The 18,391-nt window shown below is 52.9% G+C and carries 23 protein-coding genes; 11 read left to right on the forward strand and 12 right to left on the reverse strand.

Going from position 1 to position 18,391, the window contains the following annotated elements; translation table 11 throughout:
• The first annotated feature begins 20 nt into the window (after positions 1-20).
• The 4 genes from ytvI (at position 21) to JNUCC32_RS01180 (ending at position 2,365) form a co-directional block, all read left to right on the forward strand.
• A complete protein-coding gene (gene ytvI, locus JNUCC32_RS01165; RefSeq protein WP_009595724.1) occupies positions 21-1,052 on the forward strand; it encodes a sporulation integral membrane protein YtvI in 1,032 nt (343 codons plus the stop codon).
• Positions 1,053-1,201: 149 nt separating this feature from the next.
• Positions 1,202-1,423, forward strand: coding sequence for a spore coat associated protein CotJA (locus JNUCC32_RS01170; protein WP_015737007.1), 222 nt, complete (start codon positions 1,202-1,204; stop codon positions 1,421-1,423).
• A gap of 6 nt (positions 1,424-1,429) precedes the next feature.
• Positions 1,430-1,705, forward strand: coding sequence for a spore coat protein CotJB (locus tag JNUCC32_RS01175; protein ID WP_036659829.1), 276 nt, complete (start codon positions 1,430-1,432; stop codon positions 1,703-1,705).
• Between the two features lie 90 nt (positions 1,706-1,795).
• The gene (locus JNUCC32_RS01180; protein ID WP_096776327.1) at positions 1,796-2,365 is read left to right on the forward strand and encodes a manganese catalase family protein; all 570 of its coding nucleotides are present in this window, start codon (positions 1,796-1,798) and stop codon (positions 2,363-2,365) included.
• 101 nt (positions 2,366-2,466) lie between these two features.
• Here JNUCC32_RS01180 and JNUCC32_RS01185 read toward each other — a convergent pair whose 3' ends face one another.
• Together JNUCC32_RS01185 and JNUCC32_RS01190 are read right to left on the reverse strand one after the other, a co-directional pair.
• The gene (locus JNUCC32_RS01185; RefSeq protein ID WP_192570834.1) at positions 2,467-3,837 is read right to left on the reverse strand and encodes a sensor histidine kinase; all 1,371 of its coding nucleotides are present in this window, start codon (positions 3,835-3,837) and stop codon (positions 2,467-2,469) included.
• Entirely contained in the window at positions 3,834-4,520 is a 687-nt protein-coding gene (locus tag JNUCC32_RS01190; RefSeq protein ID WP_096776325.1) for a response regulator, read from the reverse strand. Before JNUCC32_RS01190 ends, JNUCC32_RS01185 begins: the two co-directional genes overlap by 4 nt.
• 181 nt (positions 4,521-4,701) lie before the next feature.
• On the opposite strand from JNUCC32_RS01190, the gene JNUCC32_RS01195 reads away from it, so the two are divergent.
• Together JNUCC32_RS01195 and JNUCC32_RS01200 are read left to right on the forward strand one after the other, a co-directional pair.
• Positions 4,702-5,094 carry a DUF6220 domain-containing protein gene (locus JNUCC32_RS01195; RefSeq protein ID WP_192570835.1) on the forward strand — a complete coding sequence of 131 codons (393 nt, stop codon included), beginning with the start codon at positions 4,702-4,704 and terminating at the stop codon, positions 5,092-5,094.
• A 7-nt stretch (positions 5,095-5,101) separates the two neighbouring features.
• On the forward strand, positions 5,102-5,311 hold the full coding sequence (locus JNUCC32_RS01200; RefSeq protein WP_192570836.1) for a DUF5957 family protein: 210 nt from the start codon (positions 5,102-5,104) through the stop codon (positions 5,309-5,311).
• Between the two features lie 15 nt (positions 5,312-5,326).
• On the opposite strand, the gene JNUCC32_RS01205 is transcribed toward JNUCC32_RS01200, so the two are convergent.
• On the reverse strand, positions 5,327-5,611 hold the full coding sequence (locus JNUCC32_RS01205; RefSeq protein ID WP_228468858.1) for a hypothetical protein: 285 nt from the start codon (positions 5,609-5,611) through the stop codon (positions 5,327-5,329).
• 183 nt (positions 5,612-5,794) lie between these two features.
• On the opposite strand from JNUCC32_RS01205, the gene JNUCC32_RS01210 reads away from it, so the two are divergent.
• On the forward strand, positions 5,795-6,481 hold the full coding sequence (locus JNUCC32_RS01210; protein WP_009595725.1) for an HAD family hydrolase: 687 nt from the start codon (positions 5,795-5,797) through the stop codon (positions 6,479-6,481).
• 108 nt (positions 6,482-6,589) lie between these two features.
• Here JNUCC32_RS01210 and JNUCC32_RS01215 read toward each other — a convergent pair whose 3' ends face one another.
• The 6 genes from JNUCC32_RS01215 to JNUCC32_RS01240 are packed head-to-tail and all read right to left on the reverse strand — an operon-like array spanning position 6,590 to position 13,284.
• Positions 6,590-7,705 (reverse strand): YheC/YheD family endospore coat-associated protein, encoded by a 1,116-nt coding sequence (locus tag JNUCC32_RS01215; protein WP_096776321.1) that lies wholly within the window; start codon positions 7,703-7,705, stop codon positions 6,590-6,592.
• Positions 7,687-8,211 (reverse strand): GNAT family N-acetyltransferase, encoded by a 525-nt coding sequence (locus tag JNUCC32_RS01220; protein ID WP_192570838.1) that lies wholly within the window; start codon positions 8,209-8,211, stop codon positions 7,687-7,689. The genes JNUCC32_RS01215 and JNUCC32_RS01220 overlap by 19 nt, the downstream gene beginning before the upstream one ends.
• 53 nt (positions 8,212-8,264) lie before the next feature.
• A complete protein-coding gene (locus tag JNUCC32_RS01225; RefSeq protein WP_192570839.1) occupies positions 8,265-9,371 on the reverse strand; it encodes a YheC/YheD family endospore coat-associated protein in 1,107 nt (368 codons plus the stop codon).
• A gap of 3 nt (positions 9,372-9,374) precedes the next feature.
• Positions 9,375-10,742, reverse strand: a complete 1,368-nt coding sequence (locus JNUCC32_RS01230; protein WP_192570840.1) for a YheC/YheD family endospore coat-associated protein — start codon at positions 10,740-10,742, stop codon at positions 9,375-9,377.
• Positions 10,739-11,875: a YheC/YheD family endospore coat-associated protein gene (locus JNUCC32_RS01235; RefSeq protein ID WP_192570841.1), complete on the reverse strand. Its 1,137-nt coding sequence runs from the start codon at positions 11,873-11,875 to the stop codon at positions 10,739-10,741. Before JNUCC32_RS01235 ends, JNUCC32_RS01230 begins: the two co-directional genes overlap by 4 nt.
• A gap of 14 nt (positions 11,876-11,889) precedes the next feature.
• Positions 11,890-13,284: a YheC/YheD family endospore coat-associated protein gene (locus JNUCC32_RS01240; protein WP_015736994.1), complete on the reverse strand. Its 1,395-nt coding sequence runs from the start codon at positions 13,282-13,284 to the stop codon at positions 11,890-11,892.
• Positions 13,285-13,420: 136 nt separating this feature from the next.
• Here JNUCC32_RS01240 and JNUCC32_RS01245 point away from each other — a divergent pair, with 136 nt between their 5' ends.
• From JNUCC32_RS01245 to JNUCC32_RS01260, 4 genes are all read left to right on the forward strand, one after another.
• Positions 13,421-14,587 carry a DUF445 domain-containing protein gene (locus JNUCC32_RS01245; protein WP_096776317.1) on the forward strand — a complete coding sequence of 389 codons (1,167 nt, stop codon included), beginning with the start codon at positions 13,421-13,423 and terminating at the stop codon, positions 14,585-14,587.
• Between the two features lie 75 nt (positions 14,588-14,662).
• Positions 14,663-15,010, forward strand: coding sequence for a YlbF/YmcA family competence regulator (locus JNUCC32_RS01250; RefSeq protein WP_009595776.1), 348 nt, complete (start codon positions 14,663-14,665; stop codon positions 15,008-15,010).
• Between the two features lie 141 nt (positions 15,011-15,151).
• Positions 15,152-15,439: a hypothetical protein gene (locus tag JNUCC32_RS01255; RefSeq protein WP_096776316.1), complete on the forward strand. Its 288-nt coding sequence runs from the start codon at positions 15,152-15,154 to the stop codon at positions 15,437-15,439.
• Between the two features lie 179 nt (positions 15,440-15,618).
• On the forward strand, positions 15,619-16,953 hold the full coding sequence (locus JNUCC32_RS01260; protein WP_036659800.1) for a DRTGG domain-containing protein: 1,335 nt from the start codon (positions 15,619-15,621) through the stop codon (positions 16,951-16,953).
• Positions 16,954-17,037: 84 nt separating this feature from the next.
• On the opposite strand, the gene JNUCC32_RS01265 is transcribed toward JNUCC32_RS01260, so the two are convergent.
• The 3 genes from JNUCC32_RS01265 to JNUCC32_RS01275 all read right to left on the reverse strand — a co-directional run bounded on the left by JNUCC32_RS01265 (position 17,038) and on the right by JNUCC32_RS01275 (position 18,331).
• Positions 17,038-17,349: a YtpI family protein gene (locus tag JNUCC32_RS01265; protein ID WP_009595071.1), complete on the reverse strand. Its 312-nt coding sequence runs from the start codon at positions 17,347-17,349 to the stop codon at positions 17,038-17,040.
• 148 nt (positions 17,350-17,497) lie between these two features.
• The gene (locus tag JNUCC32_RS01270) at positions 17,498-18,001 is read right to left on the reverse strand and encodes a sporulation membrane protein YtrI (RefSeq protein WP_009595061.1); all 504 of its coding nucleotides are present in this window, start codon (positions 17,999-18,001) and stop codon (positions 17,498-17,500) included.
• A gap of 3 nt (positions 18,002-18,004) precedes the next feature.
• On the reverse strand, positions 18,005-18,331 hold the full coding sequence (locus JNUCC32_RS01275; RefSeq protein ID WP_009595060.1) for a YtrH family sporulation protein: 327 nt from the start codon (positions 18,329-18,331) through the stop codon (positions 18,005-18,007).
• Positions 18,332-18,391 lie beyond the last annotated feature (60 nt).

Consider the following 18,391-nt stretch of genomic DNA (forward strand, 5'->3'; position numbering starts at 1 on the left):
TATTGGTTAGGAAGTGGATTATGTCGATTAAGCAGCTGATCTTTATCGGTCTGGGGCTCCTGTTGCTGTACGGAATGTTTACGGTCGGAGCTCCGTTCCTGTTGGCTATCGTGATTGCTATTGCACTGGAGCCGTTAAATCGGCTCTTGATGAAAAGGCTCCGGCTGAACCGCATTGCGGCCGCAACCGTGACCAGCACGCTATTTCTTCTCTTGATGCTGCTTCTGGCTTATCTGATCGGGCTTCAGGTGTTTAACCAGCTGGTCGAATACTGGAGCAGAGCTCCGCAATATTTTGCGGGGGCCAATGAATTCCTTCAGCATACGATTATTCAGGCTCAGGACATGCTGAACGGCGTTTCGCCGGGCCTTGCCGACAGTCTTACCGAATTTATGTCGAATATTTCTTCCTATGTGCAGTCGCTGGTCAATTCGGTATCTTCAACCTTCCTGTCCTTTGCCAAAACGCTGCCTAACCTGTTTGTCACGTTCATCGTATTCTGCGTGGCGGTTTACTTGTTTGCGTTCAGCCTCGATACGATGCGCGAGAAGGTCTTGTCGCTGTTCGACGAGTCTTCCCAGTCGCAGGTGAATGAAGTGCTGCTCAGCCTGAAAAAATCGATATTCGGCTTTTTACGGGCCCAGCTGATCCTCAGTTTGTTCACGTACGTGATCACGCTGCTCGGCTTGCTGGTATTAGGTATCAATTACCCGCTTGCCATCGCCCTGCTTGTCACGATTGTCGACATCCTGCCGATCCTTGGCGTAGGCTCCGTACTGATCCCATGGTCCATTTACCTGCTCGCGGTAGGCGATATTTTTACTGGGATCGGCTTGATTTTCCTGTTCATCCTGATTACGGTGATCCGCCGCGTGCTGGAGCCGAAGGTCATTGGGGATGCCGTCGGCATCGGCGCACTACCGGCACTGGTCAGCATGTATGTCGGATTTAAGCTGGTTGGCGTGATCGGATTTTTTATCGGCCCCTTGGTCGTCATTATCTATTCCGCCATGCGTAAAGCGGGCTTGTTCCAAATCAAGATCAAATTCTGAGGACAACTTGATGCGAACCCTTTTCCCGGGAATATTCCAGGGAAGAGGGTTTTTTTGTCATTTTAGAGTTCATTTTCTGGGCGGAAGACATATGTTAAATACGAAGAGTCCTTGATAACGACGGATAGTAACGATAAGGAGGAATACCCTTGAAGGAAAACCCTGAGGTGCGCGTATACCCGGTATTTCATTCGCCATTTGATCCTTGCCCGCCCAAGCTCTACAGAACGTATGTGGTGCCGGTTAACCAGTATGTCGTGTTTCAACCGCCCGGCCTGCCGCAGTTTAGCCCTGCCGAGGCATTGAGACACGGAACGTTATGGCCGTCCTTGTATAGCCCGTATACCTCGCGAAAATTTAAAGGAGAGTGATCGGCCGTGAACGAAGCCAGACCCCAGGTTGGAGATCGGAAGTATTACGAAATGCTGGAGCAGCTTCAGGCATTGGATTTTGTCCTCGTCGAGCTGAACCTGTATTTGGACACCCATCCGGATGATCTCAAGAGCATCGAGCAATTCAACAAGCTGACGCAGGAAAGGACGGTGCTCGCGAAGCAATTCCAGGAGTTGTATGGGCCCCTGCAAAATTTTGGCCGTGCTTATTCCAAATATCCGTTCGAATGGGCCCAAGGCCCGTGGCCTTGGCAGGTTTGACGGCGTTGGCCAGCGGGCTGCTGCTTGCTTCACCACCTGCATGCAGCCCTCACGAAGAGGAAAAGCGAGAACAAGGAGGCGGAAGAGCCCATGTGGGTATATGAAAAAAAGCTTCAGTATCCGGTGCGCGTAAGTAAATGTGATCCGAGAATGGCAAAATTTTTGATGGAGCAATATGGAGGCGCTGACGGCGAGCTGGCCGCAGCGCTGCGTTATCTGAACCAGCGTTATACGATTCCAGACAAAGTGATCGGATTGCTCAACGATATCGGAACCGAGGAATTCGCACATCTCGAGATGATTGCCGCGATGGTGTACAAATTGACGAAGGATGCAAGCGTGGCGGAGCTGGAGGCAGCCGGATTGGGCGCGCACTATGCCAATCACGATCATGCGCTGTATTACGAGAATGCCGCTGGGGTTCCGTTCACGGCAACTTACATTCAGGCAAAAGGCGATCCGATTGCGGATTTGTACGAGGACATTGCGGCAGAAGAGAAAGCGCGCGCTACATATCAATGGCTCATCGACATGACCGACGACGTGGATTTGCAGGACAGTCTCAAATTTTTGCGGGAACGGGAAATCATTCATTCCCTCCGCTTCCGGGAGGCCGTTGAGATTATCAAGGAAGATCGGGAAACGAAGAAAATATTCTAGGGTGCGTACATCGTTAGCCCCACCTGCAAGTGAATCGTTCATGACAGGCCCGGCCGATAGCGGCCGGGCCTGTTTATGGTGGAAGGAAGATATCGCGGCCATTAGGTCCCGCGCAGCTCCTGGTCCGAATCATGATACGGCAGCCGGACCGTAAAAGTGGTACCCTGCCCCGGCTTGCTCTCTGCCTGAATCGTGCCTCCATGAGATACGATGAATTCCCTGGCAATCGCAAGACCTAGTCCCATGCCGCCTTGATGCCGCGCACGCGCTTCATCCGTGCGGTAGAAGCGGTTAAAGAGATAAGGAAGATGCTCTTCTTCAATCCCTGGGCCCGTATCCCGAATATCGATCCGAAGCATGCCGGATGGGGACTCCTCTAACAGCGAAACATGGACAAGCCCGCCATGGGGCGTATACCGGATCGCGTTGACGAACAGATTCAGGAACACCTGGGTGATTCGACTAGGATCAACGGGTACGGAGGTGCGTTCCGTAGCGCTCGTCAGTCGCAGGGCCAAGTTTTTGGCCTCCGCCTCAGGCTCTACCCGTTCCCGGATTTGACTCAGCAGAACCAGCATATCGGTTGGTTTTCGAACCAGCGGCAGCTGCTTCGCTTCGGCTAAAGATAATTGATGGAGGTCACCCACGAGCCGGGTTAAGCGAATCAATTCGTCCTGGATGGGAAGCAGCAGTTCGGGTTCGATCGGCTGCCGATTCTGTTGAAGCAGATCCAGCTTTCCCCTCACGATGGTCAGCGGTGTGCGAAGCTCATGGGCGACGTCAGCCACCAAATTGCGGCGGACCATTTCCGATTGTTTGAGCTTGGAAGACATTCCGTTAAAAGCGACGGCGACCCTCCCGTATTCGTCCTCCGAGGTGACGGGGGCCTGAATGCCGTACTCGCCTTGACCGAGGCGTTCGATGGCCGGGACGAGTTTGCGCAGGGGCGCCGTGAGCCTTCGCGATATCCAGTATGCCGCCCCGAGGGATAGCAGGACGAAGAGGATGGTGCCTCCGCCCAGCAGAATGATGATGGATGTGGGCGTGCCGATCCGAAGCTTGGTCAGGTTTGCCACGTCCGTATCATAATAATACAGCTCCGCGACCGCGTCGCCTTCAACATGCAACGTCCGCTTTACCCCCAGACGTTTGATCAGCTGCTCTACAGCCTCCCCCTCATGCAAGAGGGTCGTTTGTTCCCCTGATACCAGCAGGATGCTCTCCTGGCGGTCAGCCGAACGGGGACTGTCCGCTAACCATGCCTGATCCTGAACGGCACGAAAAGTATGCCCATTCTTTACGTAGTAGCCGACCAGCCGGTCCTGGAGCTGATCCAGCTCTTCTTCGCGCGAGGTTTGCAGCATGACATCCATGGAATCGCGGATCACGATATAAGTAAGAAGGACGAAGACGGTGCTGAAACCGATAATGAACGACGAGAGGACGATGAAGATTTTGCGGCCCACGCTCATGGCTGCTGCTCAAACCGGTAACCGAATCCATACACCGTTTTGATAAAAACGGGCTCGGCCGGGTCATCTTCGATTTTTTTGCGAATCCGGCTGATATGGGCGTCCGCGGTCCGTTCATCATTGTGGATATCATCCTCCATGGCCGCCTGAAGCAGCTGCAGACGGCTGTATACCACGCCAGGCCTGGAAGCAAGGGTCAGGAGCAGCTTGAATTCGGTAGGCGTAAGCAGGATCTCCCGGTCGTGTTTCCATACCCGGCATTGGGTTTCCGAGATCGTTAAATCGCCGCGCTTAAGCATTTCTTCAGTAACCGATTCGCCTTCTATTCTGCGAAGGACCGACCGGATACGCGCAGCCAGCTCCCGCAGGGAGAAAGGCTTGGTCATGTAATCGTCAGCGCCTACCTCCAGCCCGATCAGCTTATCGGTTTCCTCAATCCGGGCGGTAACCATAATAATGCCGACACGGCTTGATTTTCTGAGCTCCCGGCATACTTCAATGCCGCTTAATTCCGGCAGCATCCAATCCAATACGACCAGCGACGGCTTGGCGTCTCTCGCTTTGGCCAAAGCCTCCGTGCCGGTCGAAGCGGTAATGATGTGAAATCCCTCCTGCCGGAGGAACGGCTCCATAAATTCAATGACTTTCCGTTCATCGTCCACAAGAAGCAAGGTATGTGCCATGCAACCATCCTGCCTTTCCATTGATTCGTTAGGTTCAGCGGTAAATCCACCCCATTATATACGGTTTCCAGCCGCAATTGGAAAATTTCACGGAATCCGCAAGCCATCATCACAAGATCGCAACATTTCGATGATAGGATGATCTCGTAAAAAATTTTTGAATCGAGAGAGGGATATCGACATGACGCAACAAGCTGAAAGAAAAACACCGCTGGCCGTATGGATTTCGTTAGGGCTGACATGGTTATTTGTTGTTTGTATTGCCGTTCAGACGTTTATTGCCGGCATGGCGCTGTTTCACGACGGATCGATGTGGAGAAGCCATACCGTGTTTGTCCATTTTTTTGAAATCGTGCCGCTGCTCATGCTGATATTTGGTTTTGCAGGCAAACTGCCCGCCCCGTATAAACGGAGATCACTGGCTCTGTTGTTATTGGTCATCAGCCAATACCTCACGGCGAACCTGCCTGGCGCAGGGGCATGGCATCCGGTCATCGCCATCGGATTGTTCTGGCTTGCCGTGGATACGGCACGTGGTGTACTCCCGTCCTATCGACAGGAACAGAAGGGGTAATGCGAACATGAGAAGCCTTGCCGTGCTGGTTATGGCTTTAATCGGAGGTTTTGCAGGCGGGATCGTTCTGAATGCAGTGATCGCCGTTACGTCGCACATGGTATTTGGAGGAGACGAGGACGGGTTGAAGGGTCTCAAATATCTGCCGTTTGTTACCTCGGCATGGTACGCCGCTACGTTAATGATCTGGCGGCCGCGCCCGGAATTTGAACAATAACGCTTCGTTCCGGCGTTACCCTTCAACCGCCAGCGAGATCCAAACGAACAAGATATAGAACAGGATCGGTATCGCAAACCCCAGGGACAACAGGCACCATACGAGCGGTGTCCGAACCATCTCCTTCACCAGGGCGATCGGGCTTCGGACATATCGGCCCTTCTTAAGCCGGTTAACCATCCTCTTGAGAATGGCGGCTTGCTCTAGGGGATCATACCGTTCCAGCTCTGCCAGCAGTTCGGCTTCCAGCAGCCCGATGGCCGATGCTTCACCAGACTCCCTTGTTTCCGGCAAGTTCATCCTCTCCTTTCTTCGCACTTATCGTATATATAACAACGTTAAAGCCTCCTTGGTTACGCATGATGACATAGACAAAAAGCAGCAGTTATGGGGGAATGGGATTTGCAGATGTGATATGGTTCCTATATGATGAGGGGAGATTAGACTAGAATCAGATTATATGGAGCGAAGGGAAGGACAAAATTGGAAAAAACAGCTACGTTAATCAAGCCGGAAGCGATGATATTTGACATGGATGGAACGCTGTTTCAGACGGAGACCCTGCTGCTGCCCGCCTATCACAAATTGTTCGACATTCTGCGCGAAGAGGGGCACTACGAGGGAGAAACGCCGGATGAGGAGCTCATGCTTGGATGTCTGGGGATGCTGCTCGAAGACATTTGGAAGAAGGTCATACCGGATGCGACGCCGGCAGCCCATAACCGTGCAAACGAGCTGCTGCTGCAGCTGGAGCTCGAAGGTTTAAGCGATGAAGCAGCCGTTTTGTATCCTGAGGTGAAGGAGACGCTGGAGGAGCTTCATCGGCGCGGCGTCCGATTGTTTGTTGCCAGCAACGGACTGGAGGATTACGTGAAGGGCATCTCCCAAGCGAGGGGGCTTATGCCGCTTTTTGAAGGGGTCTACAGTGCCGGAGAGCACGGAACGGCTTCGAAGGTGGATTTGGTCAGATTGCTGCTGGATCAGCATGAAATCAAGGATGCCTGGATGGTAGGAGACCGGTCATCGGATGTGGAGGCAGGCAAAGAGAACGGACAAACCGTCATTGGCTGCCGCTATGCAGGTTTTGGCGAGGATCAGGAGCTGAAGGGATCGGACGTTGTCATCCATTCTTTTTCACAGCTGCTGAAGCTTCATGACCAAGCCGAGTAGATTGGATAGGAGTCACAAAGGCTGTTTCCAAGGGTAGCATGCACCCCCTTGGAAACAGCCTTTGTGCGTGTTTTCGGATTCTAGTATTCGATTTTCCAGGGTTCGGCCTTAAGCATTCTTCGCGGATTTTTTTTGACTGTATACCCACATGGCATATTCTAAGGGCTTCACCATGGATTCGCGGTAGGCAGCCATATCGCCGATCTGCGAGAATACTTCCCTTGATGGCTTAGGATTCACCTCCAGGAGAAGAACCCTTCCGGTTTTATCCACTGCCAGATCCAGCGCAAGCTCGCACAAGCCTCCATATTGTCCGTCGAGAAATTGGGCTATGGCCACGCCGAGGGAATCGGCTTCCTCGCGAATGCTGGCGCGCTTTGCCGGATCTGCGATCCATTTGCTTAACAATTCTTCCATCATCGTCGCGCTTCCGCCGCCATGCAGGTTGGAGGTTACGCTCTTCGGCGCCCCGACGCGTCCCACGCAGCCGGTCACCTGCCATTGACCGGCTCCGTCTTTCTGCACGAGCATTCGGTAGTCATGCACCCTTCCGTCCGGCAGCTCCAGCTGTATTCCCTCTTGGACGAGATATCGGTCTTTATTGCCCCAGCCCGATAAATATTGCGCCAAATGGCCCGATGGCATCCGTTTCGGTTTAATGATGCTCCGATTGGAATTGCGTCCCCGGATTTCATACGTGCCGGTAACGCCCGGCACCTTCGCAATCCGCAGGATTCCGCGTCCGCCCGTTCCGTTGATCGGCTTAAAATAAACGACAGGGTGAACATGGAGCATCCGGTGAATGTCACTGGTGCTCGTAACGATCCGGGTGTCCGGCAGATGGGGCCGGAAGCGTTTTTTGGTGGACAGTATTTGATGAATCGTCCATTTGTTGCGCAGCGGCCGGTTCAGAAACAGCAAGTACCGGTAGCGGGAACGAAAGCGCAGCAGCTGTTGAAAGCGCGGGCTCTTTTGAATGCGGCAGCGGTCAAAGATCATGTCGGGAAACGACCGCCACCTCCGGCTCCATCTTTGGTGGTCAGGGTCGTATTCCATGGCGTTGATCAGCCCTTGGGCGCTGTTGACCTCGGCGGGGGTGAAGACATAGACGTCCAGCCCCATTGCCTTTCCTTCCTTGATCATATGCTCGTAGATATGCCGTTCCTCCAGCTTTTTCCGTTCATCCAAGTAAAGCGTCATAATACCTAAGACGGGTTTCGACACAGAGGTTCACCTTCTTGAATAGAGTCAGCATTAAATGGTTGGTGCAGGGGCAGGCTTCCGCTCATAATGAGCGTAGGTTTTCCTGTCGGACCCTGCTCAAGAGCAATGGCCTGCATCCCTGCATGAAAGCACATTTGCAAACTTGCCGTATGATCTGCAGCCACTTTGCATCGCAGCCGCCCGAACCTGGATAATTGCGAGCGGATCAGGGAAGAACCGATTTGCCGGTTGCGGTATAGAGGGTGTACAGCAATCATACAGGCACTTTCTCCATAATCCGCCGCAAAGCAAATCCCCACCGGTATGCGCCCGATATCGCCCCGAACCGTTGCCGCCACGATCGAAGTGCCGGGCTGCAGCAGCTCGTCGTAGGATAACGATGCCAGACGCTGATAACCTTCGCGGGTTAGACGCTTGTTGCTGTAACGCCGGAAGAACTCGCTGCATTGCTGTCTGGCATGCGGCCATTCTTCCGGGCTTGCGAGAGAGAGACATGAGATTTCCACATGATCCCCTCCTTTCCGTACATCTTTGACCGGTGCTTGAGACCGAGCAAGATTTACTTTTGCTTGATCAGATAGTCGGAATATTGAAAAATCCGCTCCAGTGATTTTTTGCGGATCGCCGGTTCGTCAAATTTCATCGGTCTTGAATTCGCCTCGAAGAACCAGAGGATGCCTTCGTTATCGATTCCGAGGTCCATGGACATTTCCCCATGGATCTGCCCGGAGCATTTCTCAATCTGCCTTGCCATATGCACGGCTGCCTTTCTAACCTCGCCCAGGATGGCATCGGAACGTTCCGGACCGAATACGATCGGCAGCAGCTTCTCCGGGTCCTCAATCGTTCCCCCGCGGGGAACATGCGTGGTTATGCTCTTGGCCCCTGCCATGCGTGCTCCGATTCCCGTGACCGCCCAGGAACCCGAATCGTTCTTTTGCACAAGAATGCGGAGATCAAAGGAGCGGCCATGGACCTGAGCCAGCTCGATTCCCTGCTGAATAAGGTATGAGCTTCCTTTGGTTTCCTGATAAACCCGGCTCCAGAGCCTTTCCAAGGAAGCCGCTTTGTACGTGGTACTGTTTTTGTTGTTCTGAATCTGGATGCGGTAGGGGAGCGATTTGTTTTTCTGGTACCGAATCCTCATAATTCCTTGACCGGCTTTGCCATCCTCCGGTTTTAGATACAGGTAGGGCTTCCGCTTCATCATCTCATATAAAGTCGGATACCCCTTCAAGCGCTTAGTCAGAGGAGTCCATTGCTTGGTTAACCGCGATTTGTTCAGCCAAGCGAACAGTCTCCACTTATTAAAGAAATGTGGGTTGTAGAGGTCGATATGGGGATGCCTTTGGCATTCCTTGATTTTGCGGCGAACCCACGGCAGCGCTTCATCCTCACGGTATGGAATCCGGTTATAGATAACCTGGGGCAGAGGACATAACCTCTGCTCCCAGGAATGGTCGCTCAACAGCATATAACCTTTGACAGTATCCGTATCAAGCTTCAGATCGCGTACCGTGACCACATAGACCAGAAACCCCATATCTTTTCCTGTCTTGATGATTTCCTGAAAGTTTTGCCGGTTGCCTCTGAACATGGTTTGAGTATCGTGCATGGTCAAGATTGCTACAACCGGTCTTCCATCACTCTCCACTCGGCTGATCACGAATCATTCCCCCCTGTGGAAGCCGCTCAGATACAAACTGTGATCAAAAATATGCTCGACTGATGCTCTTCCTTCCGCTTTAAGTGAAGGGTGGCTGAAAATCGATCTGCCCGGCTTCGAATTCGCTTCAAACATCCAGATTCTCTCGTTATCGTCTATGCCGATATCGAACCCGATTTCCCCTAACAGATGCGGGTGGTGATTCTCGATCGCTTCCGACATCGCAATGGCGGCTTCCTTGGCGCGCTCCAGCACATCACGCGATCTGGTTCCAAAAGCGCGGGAGAGCGCCACTTCCGGCGTCATCAGCGAGCCGCCGTTCTTGATATGCGTGGTGACGCTGCCGCGTCCGGCTTTTTTGGCGCCGATGCCGACCACGGCCCAACGGTTTTTGCTGTTCTTATGCATATGGAACCTGAAGTCGATGGGACATCCGTCGATTTCAATGAGACGGATTCCTTGCTGGATGACGTAGCTCTTCAGTTTGGCACCGTGCTTTGCCTGAAGCATCCGCATCAGACTGTTAAAGTTCGGGAATTTGAGCAGCGTGTTGCCGCCGTTTCCGTGATAGCGGGCATAGTATCCTTTTTTGGGAAGATAGGTTAACCGGTAGATGCCCAGGCCTAAACTTCCGGCAGAAGGCTTATAATATACGAAATGATGGCGTTCCATCATATCCTTAATCCGCTCGGGACTAGGATTGTTGTAGGTTTCCGGCAAATATTTGCCCGCCTGCAGGTCACCGTCCAGCTGCGAGTAGACATCCGATTTATTGAAGAACGCCCAATTGAAGAATTTGATGTTGCGTTTGCCGAACCGGTCCCTCAGTTGGTTGGTAAAAGGGGAGAAGTCGGTTTTCCGGCTCGGTAGGCGGTTATAAACGACATCAGGAAGCGGAACGGTCTTGCGAATGAAGCCGCCGCCGGAACCAAGCATATAGGCATGAACGGTTTCGCGCTGCCAATTGATATCCCGTGGGGCAAAGGCATATACGAACATTTTTTTGTTGCCTTCGCGAAGCAGCTGCCTGATATATGAAGTGCGGGCTCCAAAAGGACTGGACGGATTCGGGGGGCCGTCGGACAGAACCCCGACCACCGGCCCGAGTTCAAGTTCTCCTTCCCGGGGGGAATGGATATACACAGGACCCTGTCTGGGAACGTTGACGCTGTTTCGGACTCCGCTGCTTAAATAGATGTGCTTTCCCGACCGTTCGATCGGTTTCAGGGCAGCGGACACGGTATTGGTGCCAATGCGAAGCTTTATCGATTTCTTGCTTGATAGCCCCAGGCTCTTGAGAAGCGAACCGGATAAAAAGACGACTTTTTCGGGCTGCTGCGAGAAATGAATATTTCCGAAATTCAAACTCATGTATTTACCCTCCTAAGTTGTCGAAGCAATAAATAACGGGCGTATTGAATCGGATGTTCGACGGACAGCCGGGCTGCGTGACCATCTCCCGTTAGTGTAAATGCGCGTCGGCCAGGTTTGGAGTTGACCTCCAGGATCCAGACCCGTCCGCTGGTATCCACGCCAAAATCGATTCCCAGCTCGCCGAGCCGGCCGAATCCTTCCTCCAGCAGAGCTGGAAGCTGAGCGGACAAATCCCGGATGGTCCGCATGATCCCCGTGGCCTTTTCTTCTCCGAAATCGGTCGTTAGATAGGGGAGGGCGGGAAATGCCGTGCCTCCGCCATGAAGGTTTGAGGTTAATCCTTGGTCGTCTCCTTGCCTAACAGCGATTCCTGTGACGGACCATATGCCGCGATCATTCTTTTGAACCAATGACCTGATATCGTACGGGTGCCCGTTACCGTTGCGAAGCTTCAGGAAGGGCTGAATGATAAACCGGCGGCGGCCGGTAAAACTTCCCACCCATTCGTTCATCTCTTGCACGGGAATGGTATGCAGGAACATGCGGTTGCTCCGATCCCTTCCTTGCAGTCTGACACGCTGTTGATCTGTCAACGCGAGGTACAAGGTGTGACGGCCCTGAGAGCCTCCGCTTGGCTTCATGAAGAGACGTCCGCCAAAGGCGAGCAAAGCCCGGCTGAGGGATTCGGCTCCCGTATAACTTAAGGTTGCCGGCAAATAAGGCTTGATGGCTGAGGAGCGCTTTAACAGCTGATGAACCTTCTGCTTGCCCGGCAGACCGCGCGACCACAGCTTAACGCCAAGCTGCGACATTCGGTTCAGAAGTTCACCGGCTGCGACCGTTTCCTCGCCGCTTCGGTGCAGGCAACGGTCATAGACGATGTCAGGAAGCGGGAAGGTGCCGGTGCTCCAGCCCTCTTCCGGATTGAAGCGATATCCTTTTATCCTGTCCGCGGCGCTGTCCGCACCTGAAGCAGGTGAGGCATCATCCGGACAAAAAACAAATACCTGCATGCCGAGTCCCTCGGACTTCAAGCTTAGCTCGCGGAGAAATTGCTTCTCGGCGAACGGTGGGAAGCCCGGTTTGCGGCATGCCATGACACCCAGGGTGCCTATTATCTTTGAGGACATAAGGTTCTCCTTTTTTACAAACCCGTCAAGTATTGACAGTATTGAACGAGTCGTACGGCAGACGGCCTTACTTTGGAGTCGGCATTCAATGGCGCATTTTCGCCTTTGGAAGGCTTGGAGTTGACCTCCAGAAGCCAAATGCGTCCCGAGGTATCAATCGCCAAGTCGATGCCCAGCTCTCCGAAGTGATAAGGAATGGCAGCCTCCAATCCATGAGCGATATCGAGCGCCGCTTGATTCATTCGGGCGGGAGCCGTTTGCTTGGAGGATAACGGAATGCTGCTCATGGCCAGCGCGTCCTTGACGGAAGATAGCGTACCGCCTCTGGCGAGATTGGAGACAAAGTGGTTTCCGCCGGCAATTCGGGCCACGACCGAGGTCACTGCCCATTTGCCGTTTTTGTCTTTATGAACAAGCGCGCGAAAATCGACGTTTCGCCGGTTGATGCGGATTAAATCCAATCCTTGCTGAATTTGATAACGCGTTTTTTTTATTTTTCCGGATAAGCTGCTGAACAGCTTTGGAAGCGAGGAGTAGGTGCTCTTCTTGGATCCTTCAAGAGATGTCGTCATCGTTTGGTAATGGCCGTTCTCTTGCCGGGATATCCGGATGATTCCCTTTCCCAGACTTCCCCGCACCGGTTTCAGGAAGACCGTCCGATACGTGGTGCACATTTTTTTGAGAGTCGGATAACCGCTGAGCAAATAGGATTCCGGCAAATATTTTTGGAGCTTCGCATCGGGTCCGAGCGCCTCGAAGACATCGGATTTATCGAGGAATTTCTCGTTAAAGATGTGGGTGCCGAATCGTGATTTTACTTCTCTCATAAAATGCTGTACGCTAGGACTATTCTCCAGTTTGCGGGTAGACAGCCGGTTATTAATGACGTCCGGAGCTGGAACGCTGCGCTTTTTCCAACCCGCGTCATAGATAATTGCTTCAAGTGTTGACGGGTTCGAACCGATCATGTCAGGGGTGAAAAAGTACACATATGCGCCTTGTTTCTTGGCCGCGTTTACCATTTCCAAACAGAAAGCCGAAATCGACCCGAAAGGTTTATCAGGTTCATCCGGTAAAAAGCGGCTGACCATGACACCGATGAGCGGACCGAGCTTCAGCATTTTTTCCGTTGGATAATATCTGACATTCATCGTGGTGCGAGGAAGCAGTTCCGAACTGCTGAATATGGTGGGGCTTAGGGCCAGCGTGTTCGATTTTCCTCCTGAAGTAACGCGGATTTCCTGCTTGAAGGAGCCAAAGGCAAGCTGTATCGGTGAATCTGTCGGGATACGGAGCTGTCTTATGAGCCGGTCACCAAGCTTGATATCGTTATCCGGAAGCTGGGCTGAGCGGATTAATTGAACCGATATCTTGGATTTGGTGTTGGATTTGATCTTGGATTTGCGCATGATGGATCTCCTTCCGACAACAACTGGATACTTAAGTGAACAGACGAAGACTTCATCTGATCATTGCATGTAATGCATCATATGAGGACATATATCCCTTGGTGATTGTACTGCTCGGGAAAAAGGAGTGCTGAAAATGCAGAACTGGCTGTTTATTTTGGTGAACGTGTGCGTCGCTGCTTTTGTTGGCGGCGTAACGAACCACTTTGCGATAAAAATGCTGTTTCATCCCCGCGAAGAAAAAATCATCCTGGGCCGCCGCGTACCCTTTACCCCGGGGCTCATCCCCAAGCGCAAGGACGAGATTGCCGAGTCGCTGGGGCATGTGGTTTCGGATTACCTGGTGACAAGCGAGGGCCTGCAGGATCTGATTCGCAGGCCGGTGTTCCGCAGCAAGATGGAGGAAAGCCTCCGGCGGAAGCTGGAGGAATGGAGCGAATCGGAGCTGAGCTTCGGCGATTTGGCGCTGAAAGTATGGAGTCCCGAACAGTGGGAGCAGATGAAAGTCCGGGCGGAACAATTGGCGCGCGAGCTTACGGCCCGAGGTGCCGCTGCCATATGGCACGGGTATGGGCTTGAGTCGAAACCGCTGAAGGAGCTCGTTCCCGGCTGGTCGGAGGAAACGATCCAGGGCTGGAGCGCGGCCGCAGCCGATACCGTGCTGAAGGAGCTGAAGCATACGCTCTTGTCGGCAAAGGGGCAGCTCATGCTGTCGGACGTAGCTTCTTCCCTTATCGATAAGGCGGGCGGGTTTCTCGGAACGATGGCTTCAATCTTTGTGGATGAGGATAAACTGGTACAGAAGATGACCCCTGTGCTGATCCAGCAGCTGGAGGGAGAGAAGGTCCGCAAGACCATCACGGACATCATCTCCGGAAAGCTGTCCCATTACGGGGAAATGCCGATCGGGGATATCATCGAACATGCATCGGATGAGCCGGGGCTTGCGTGGCTGACCCGGACATTGGATGACAAGCTTCCTTGGTCCACATGGATTCAGCGGATCGAGCTTCTTCGCGTTGGCGAAGCGATCGGCCCGCGCATGCCGGCTATCGAGGCAGCCCTGCCAGGAATGCTCGATAAGGGGCTGGGCTTTTTGGAGCGAAGCATCCCGGGGGCGATGAAGGCCGTTAACTTGCCGCAGCTCGTTCAGGAGCAGGTGGAGAAATTTCCGATCGAGCGGCTGGAAGAGGTCATACTGAGCGTATCCGGCCGCGAGTTCAGGGCTATTACCTGGCTCGGGGTTCTGCTGGGCGGAATCATTGGATTACTCCAATCGCTGCTGACGATACTGTGGAGATGAGATGTTAAGAGTTAAGATGTGGCAAAGCGAACGAACAAAACGGCTTCTTAGCCGAATATAGGGGAGGAACCAAGAATGAACATTTATGACAAAGCGCATGATTTGGCAAAAGCAATGAAGGAGAGCCAGGAGGTAGAAGAGATTACATCCGCGATGAAACTCGTGGATGCGGATCCGGAGAGCAGACGCATGCTGGACGATTTCCGTCAGCGTCAGATGGAGCTTCAACAGCGCATGATGTCCGGAGACATGCCGGCCCAAGAGGAAATGGAGAAGATGGAGAAGCAGTTCGAGGTGCTGAGCCTGAACCTGAACATCCGCCGTCTGTTTGACGCCGAGCGGCGTCTGAGCGTCATTATCGAAGACGTCAACAAGATTATATCGGACAGCCTGCAGCATCTGTACGGACCGGCCCAATCCTAAGCGGTCTCGTTTGTAACCATGGTGCGGCGGTTAACTTCGAAGACAATTCGAACAAATTTTTAAAAACTTGTCTCATAAATTGCGCAAGCTCCTCATAGAGTAGAAATATAGATTTCAGAGAGTAGAGGAGCTGCGTTTACAATGAAAAAAAAGAAGAACAAGTTTAAACACACCGCATATTTATTGGTTGCACTCGGCATGCTGATATACGCCCTTCCGAGCATTTCTTTCGCCGGCGGGTTCTCTTGGGTTTCGCTGTTCGGTGCTGTCTGGGCAGGCTTTGCCCTGCTCGTGATCGGTTCGCATCTCTATTATCTTATCGGAGTAGATGAGGCGAAGCAGAAAGCGCTGGACGCAATCCGCAAGGAGAAATTGAGCCAGTGGGAACTGAAATGGCCTGAGGAACAGAAGAGCCAGGAAGCCAATTAAGTGCCGGATCACAGCGAGAGCTGCGATAAACAAAAACCTCCCTTGAAGCCGATGCGGCTGGATTATCCATCCGCCATCCTTGAGGGGAGGTTTTTTTGGATTTGACGGGTATGGGAGCGTCAGCGGACGTGATATAATAGATACAGTATAGTACAGATAGTGTTATGGGGGTGTAACAGTTGGACGTTCGGGATGATACGATTACAAAACACGAGCAGTTGGTTCAGTATATTGAAAGTTTGAAGGTGGGAAGCAAAATATCGGTGCGGCGGCTGGCCAAGGAGATGGGCGTCAGCGAGGGTACCGCTTACCGGGCGGTGAAGGAAGCGGAAAGCCTAGGCATCGTTGTCACGAAGGAACGGATCGGTACGGTTCGCGTGGAACGGAAGCCGCGGAACATATCCGAGCAGCTTACGTTTGCCGATGTCGTTGAGATCGTGGAAGGACATGTGCTTGGCGGTGCCGAAGGGCTGAATAAAAGCCTGCACAAGTATGTGATCGGCGCGATGAAGGTGGAAGCCATGATCCGCTATATCGACGCCGGAAGCCTCATGATTGTCGGTAACCGCGAAGATGCCCATTCCCTGGCGTTAGAGCAGGGGGCAGGCGTGCTGATTACCGGCGGTTTCGGCACGAGCCGGGAAGTGAAGCTGCTGGCGGATCAGCTGGATCTGCCTATCATCTCGTCCCGACATGACACGTTTACGGTCGCCTCCATGATCAACCGTGCCATTTTCGACCGTTTAATTAAGAAGAAAATTATGCTGGTGGAGGATATCGCCCATGATAAGCCCAAGAATCACCAGTTGAAAAACTCCGTCACCGTTCAGGAATTCAAACGGATTTCGCAGGAAACGGGGGAAAACCGGTACCCCGTCACGGACGAATGGAACCGGGTCATCGGCATTGTCGGGGTTCGCGACGTGGAAGGGCTGGCCGAAACCCAGCCGATCGAGAAAGCGATGACCCGCAATCCGGTGACGGCCAGCATGAAGACCTCCCTTGCGTCAGCCGCGCAGATCATGATGTGGGAAGGGATCGATTTTCTGCCGATCGTGGATCGGAACCGCAAGCTGCTTGCCACCGTCACCCGGAAAGAGGTGCTTGGCGCACTGCGGGATGCGCGAAACCAGCCTCAGCTCGGCGAGACGTTCGATCAGCTGATCTGGAACGGGATAGCGGAGGATCGGGATGAGGAAGGGCGATTGTTCTTCCACGGCTTTATCACGCCCCAGATGGCCTCGGAACTCGGAACGATTTCGCAAGGGGTGCTCACCACCGTGATGAGCCAGGCGGCCGTGAAGGCCGCCAAGGATATCAGCGGCTGGGATCATGTCCTCGATCATCTGTCGACGTATTTCATCCGGCCTGTGCAGATCGAGGATCCGATTGTCATTATGCCGAAATTGCTGGAGCTCAGCCGGCGTACCTGCAAGATGGAGATTGAAATCCAGCATCAGACGAGCCTGATTGCCAAAGCGGTCATGACGATGCAGGCGATCGATCACGGCTAACGGGAAACTCTCCCGACTAATAAAAAAGGGCACCCCGCTGGTCTTGTAGACCATGCGGGATGCCTTTTTTCAACTTAGCTTCATTCAGCCGGCCGTCCGCGAATTCTTCAGTCTGCTGTAATAGGTGCGGCTTCGAATGCCGGCAAATATATTGAACGCGCCAAGCACCAAAAACGCTGCTTCTACTATGACAGCGGGCGTGGAGCCGCTGAACAGGAACATGCACACCAGCGAAAGGGAAACCAGCATAATGCCCATGCAGAGGTTCATCATGGACATATGGATTCCGCGGTCGACCGGATCCGCTACTCGCCGTGCGCGAATGCTATACAGCGCGGCAGCTACGACGGACAGGACAAGGATAATGTACAGGATATAGTGGATGACGGTTATCATGGAATGGAAGGCTCCTTTATATTCGGTAACATGCTCGCGATGTGGCAGAAAGTGTATGTTCATGTGCTGCTTCGTGATCAAAAGATGACTTTTTGAACAACCTCTAAAAGCATGTTAGATTCGATCATTTACAATAGTATGTATTGTATCATGATCCCGTTGACTTTGCATCCAGATGATCGACGCCGACCCAGATTTGCAGCACGCCTTCCATGACGAGCATGGTCTTGATCTGGACCTTGTAATCTTTTTCCCGGACCGTATAGATTTTGTCGCTGAGGAGCGAACGGGTCAGCTTGCTGTCCGTATCGATATCAAACACGTTGCGGCCGCGAAGGGCAGCCAGATCGTCGCTCATAAGCCTGACGAGCTCTTTGATGATGACGGGATCAAGAGGCTCCCTGTCGTTTTGTTCGCTGCGGATCTTGATTTCCTTGATGACCGTGGATTGTTTATTGTATTTTTTTAACGAATCGATATCTTTTTCATACTGCGTTATTTTGAGCTGCTGTTCCTGATTCGTTTCCCATAATTTATTGTAGGCTGCATGATAAACCGAATTGTAGAGGATGCTGCCGACGACCATCCCCAGCACGAAGATGGATGCGACCTGATAGAAGGGGCGGAATCGGTGGGCCGGAGGTACGCGCATGGATCAGCTCCGGCTGGAGCACACCCATTTGACCAGCTCGCTGCCCATATGTGCTCCAAGAAATGCAAAACCCAGATATAAAACCTGCTTGATGGCAGGGGACAGATTGCCGACTACCATGTTGCTTTCAATGACCCGCATCGGATCAATGGTGCCTCCGATGGCGGCGGCAAGCGCCCATATCTTAATCCGGTCGGCCACTTCTATCATGGTCAGGGTCGGGGGCTGCAGGGACAGCACGGCGCCCACGCCTCCCACCATGGCCCCCCCCAGCACGATGCCGAAGGCTATAAAAAAATCCAGGATCGCTTTGGATAAAAAAACGCTCATGCCCTCATGTCTCCTTTCTTCTCTCGGTGGATGTCAAGGCAACCGCCTGTCCACGTATTC

This window comes from Paenibacillus sp. JNUCC32 (assembly GCF_014863545.1).
GTDB classification, from domain to species: Bacteria; Bacillota; Bacilli; order Paenibacillales; family Paenibacillaceae; genus Paenibacillus_AQ; species Paenibacillus_AQ lautus_A.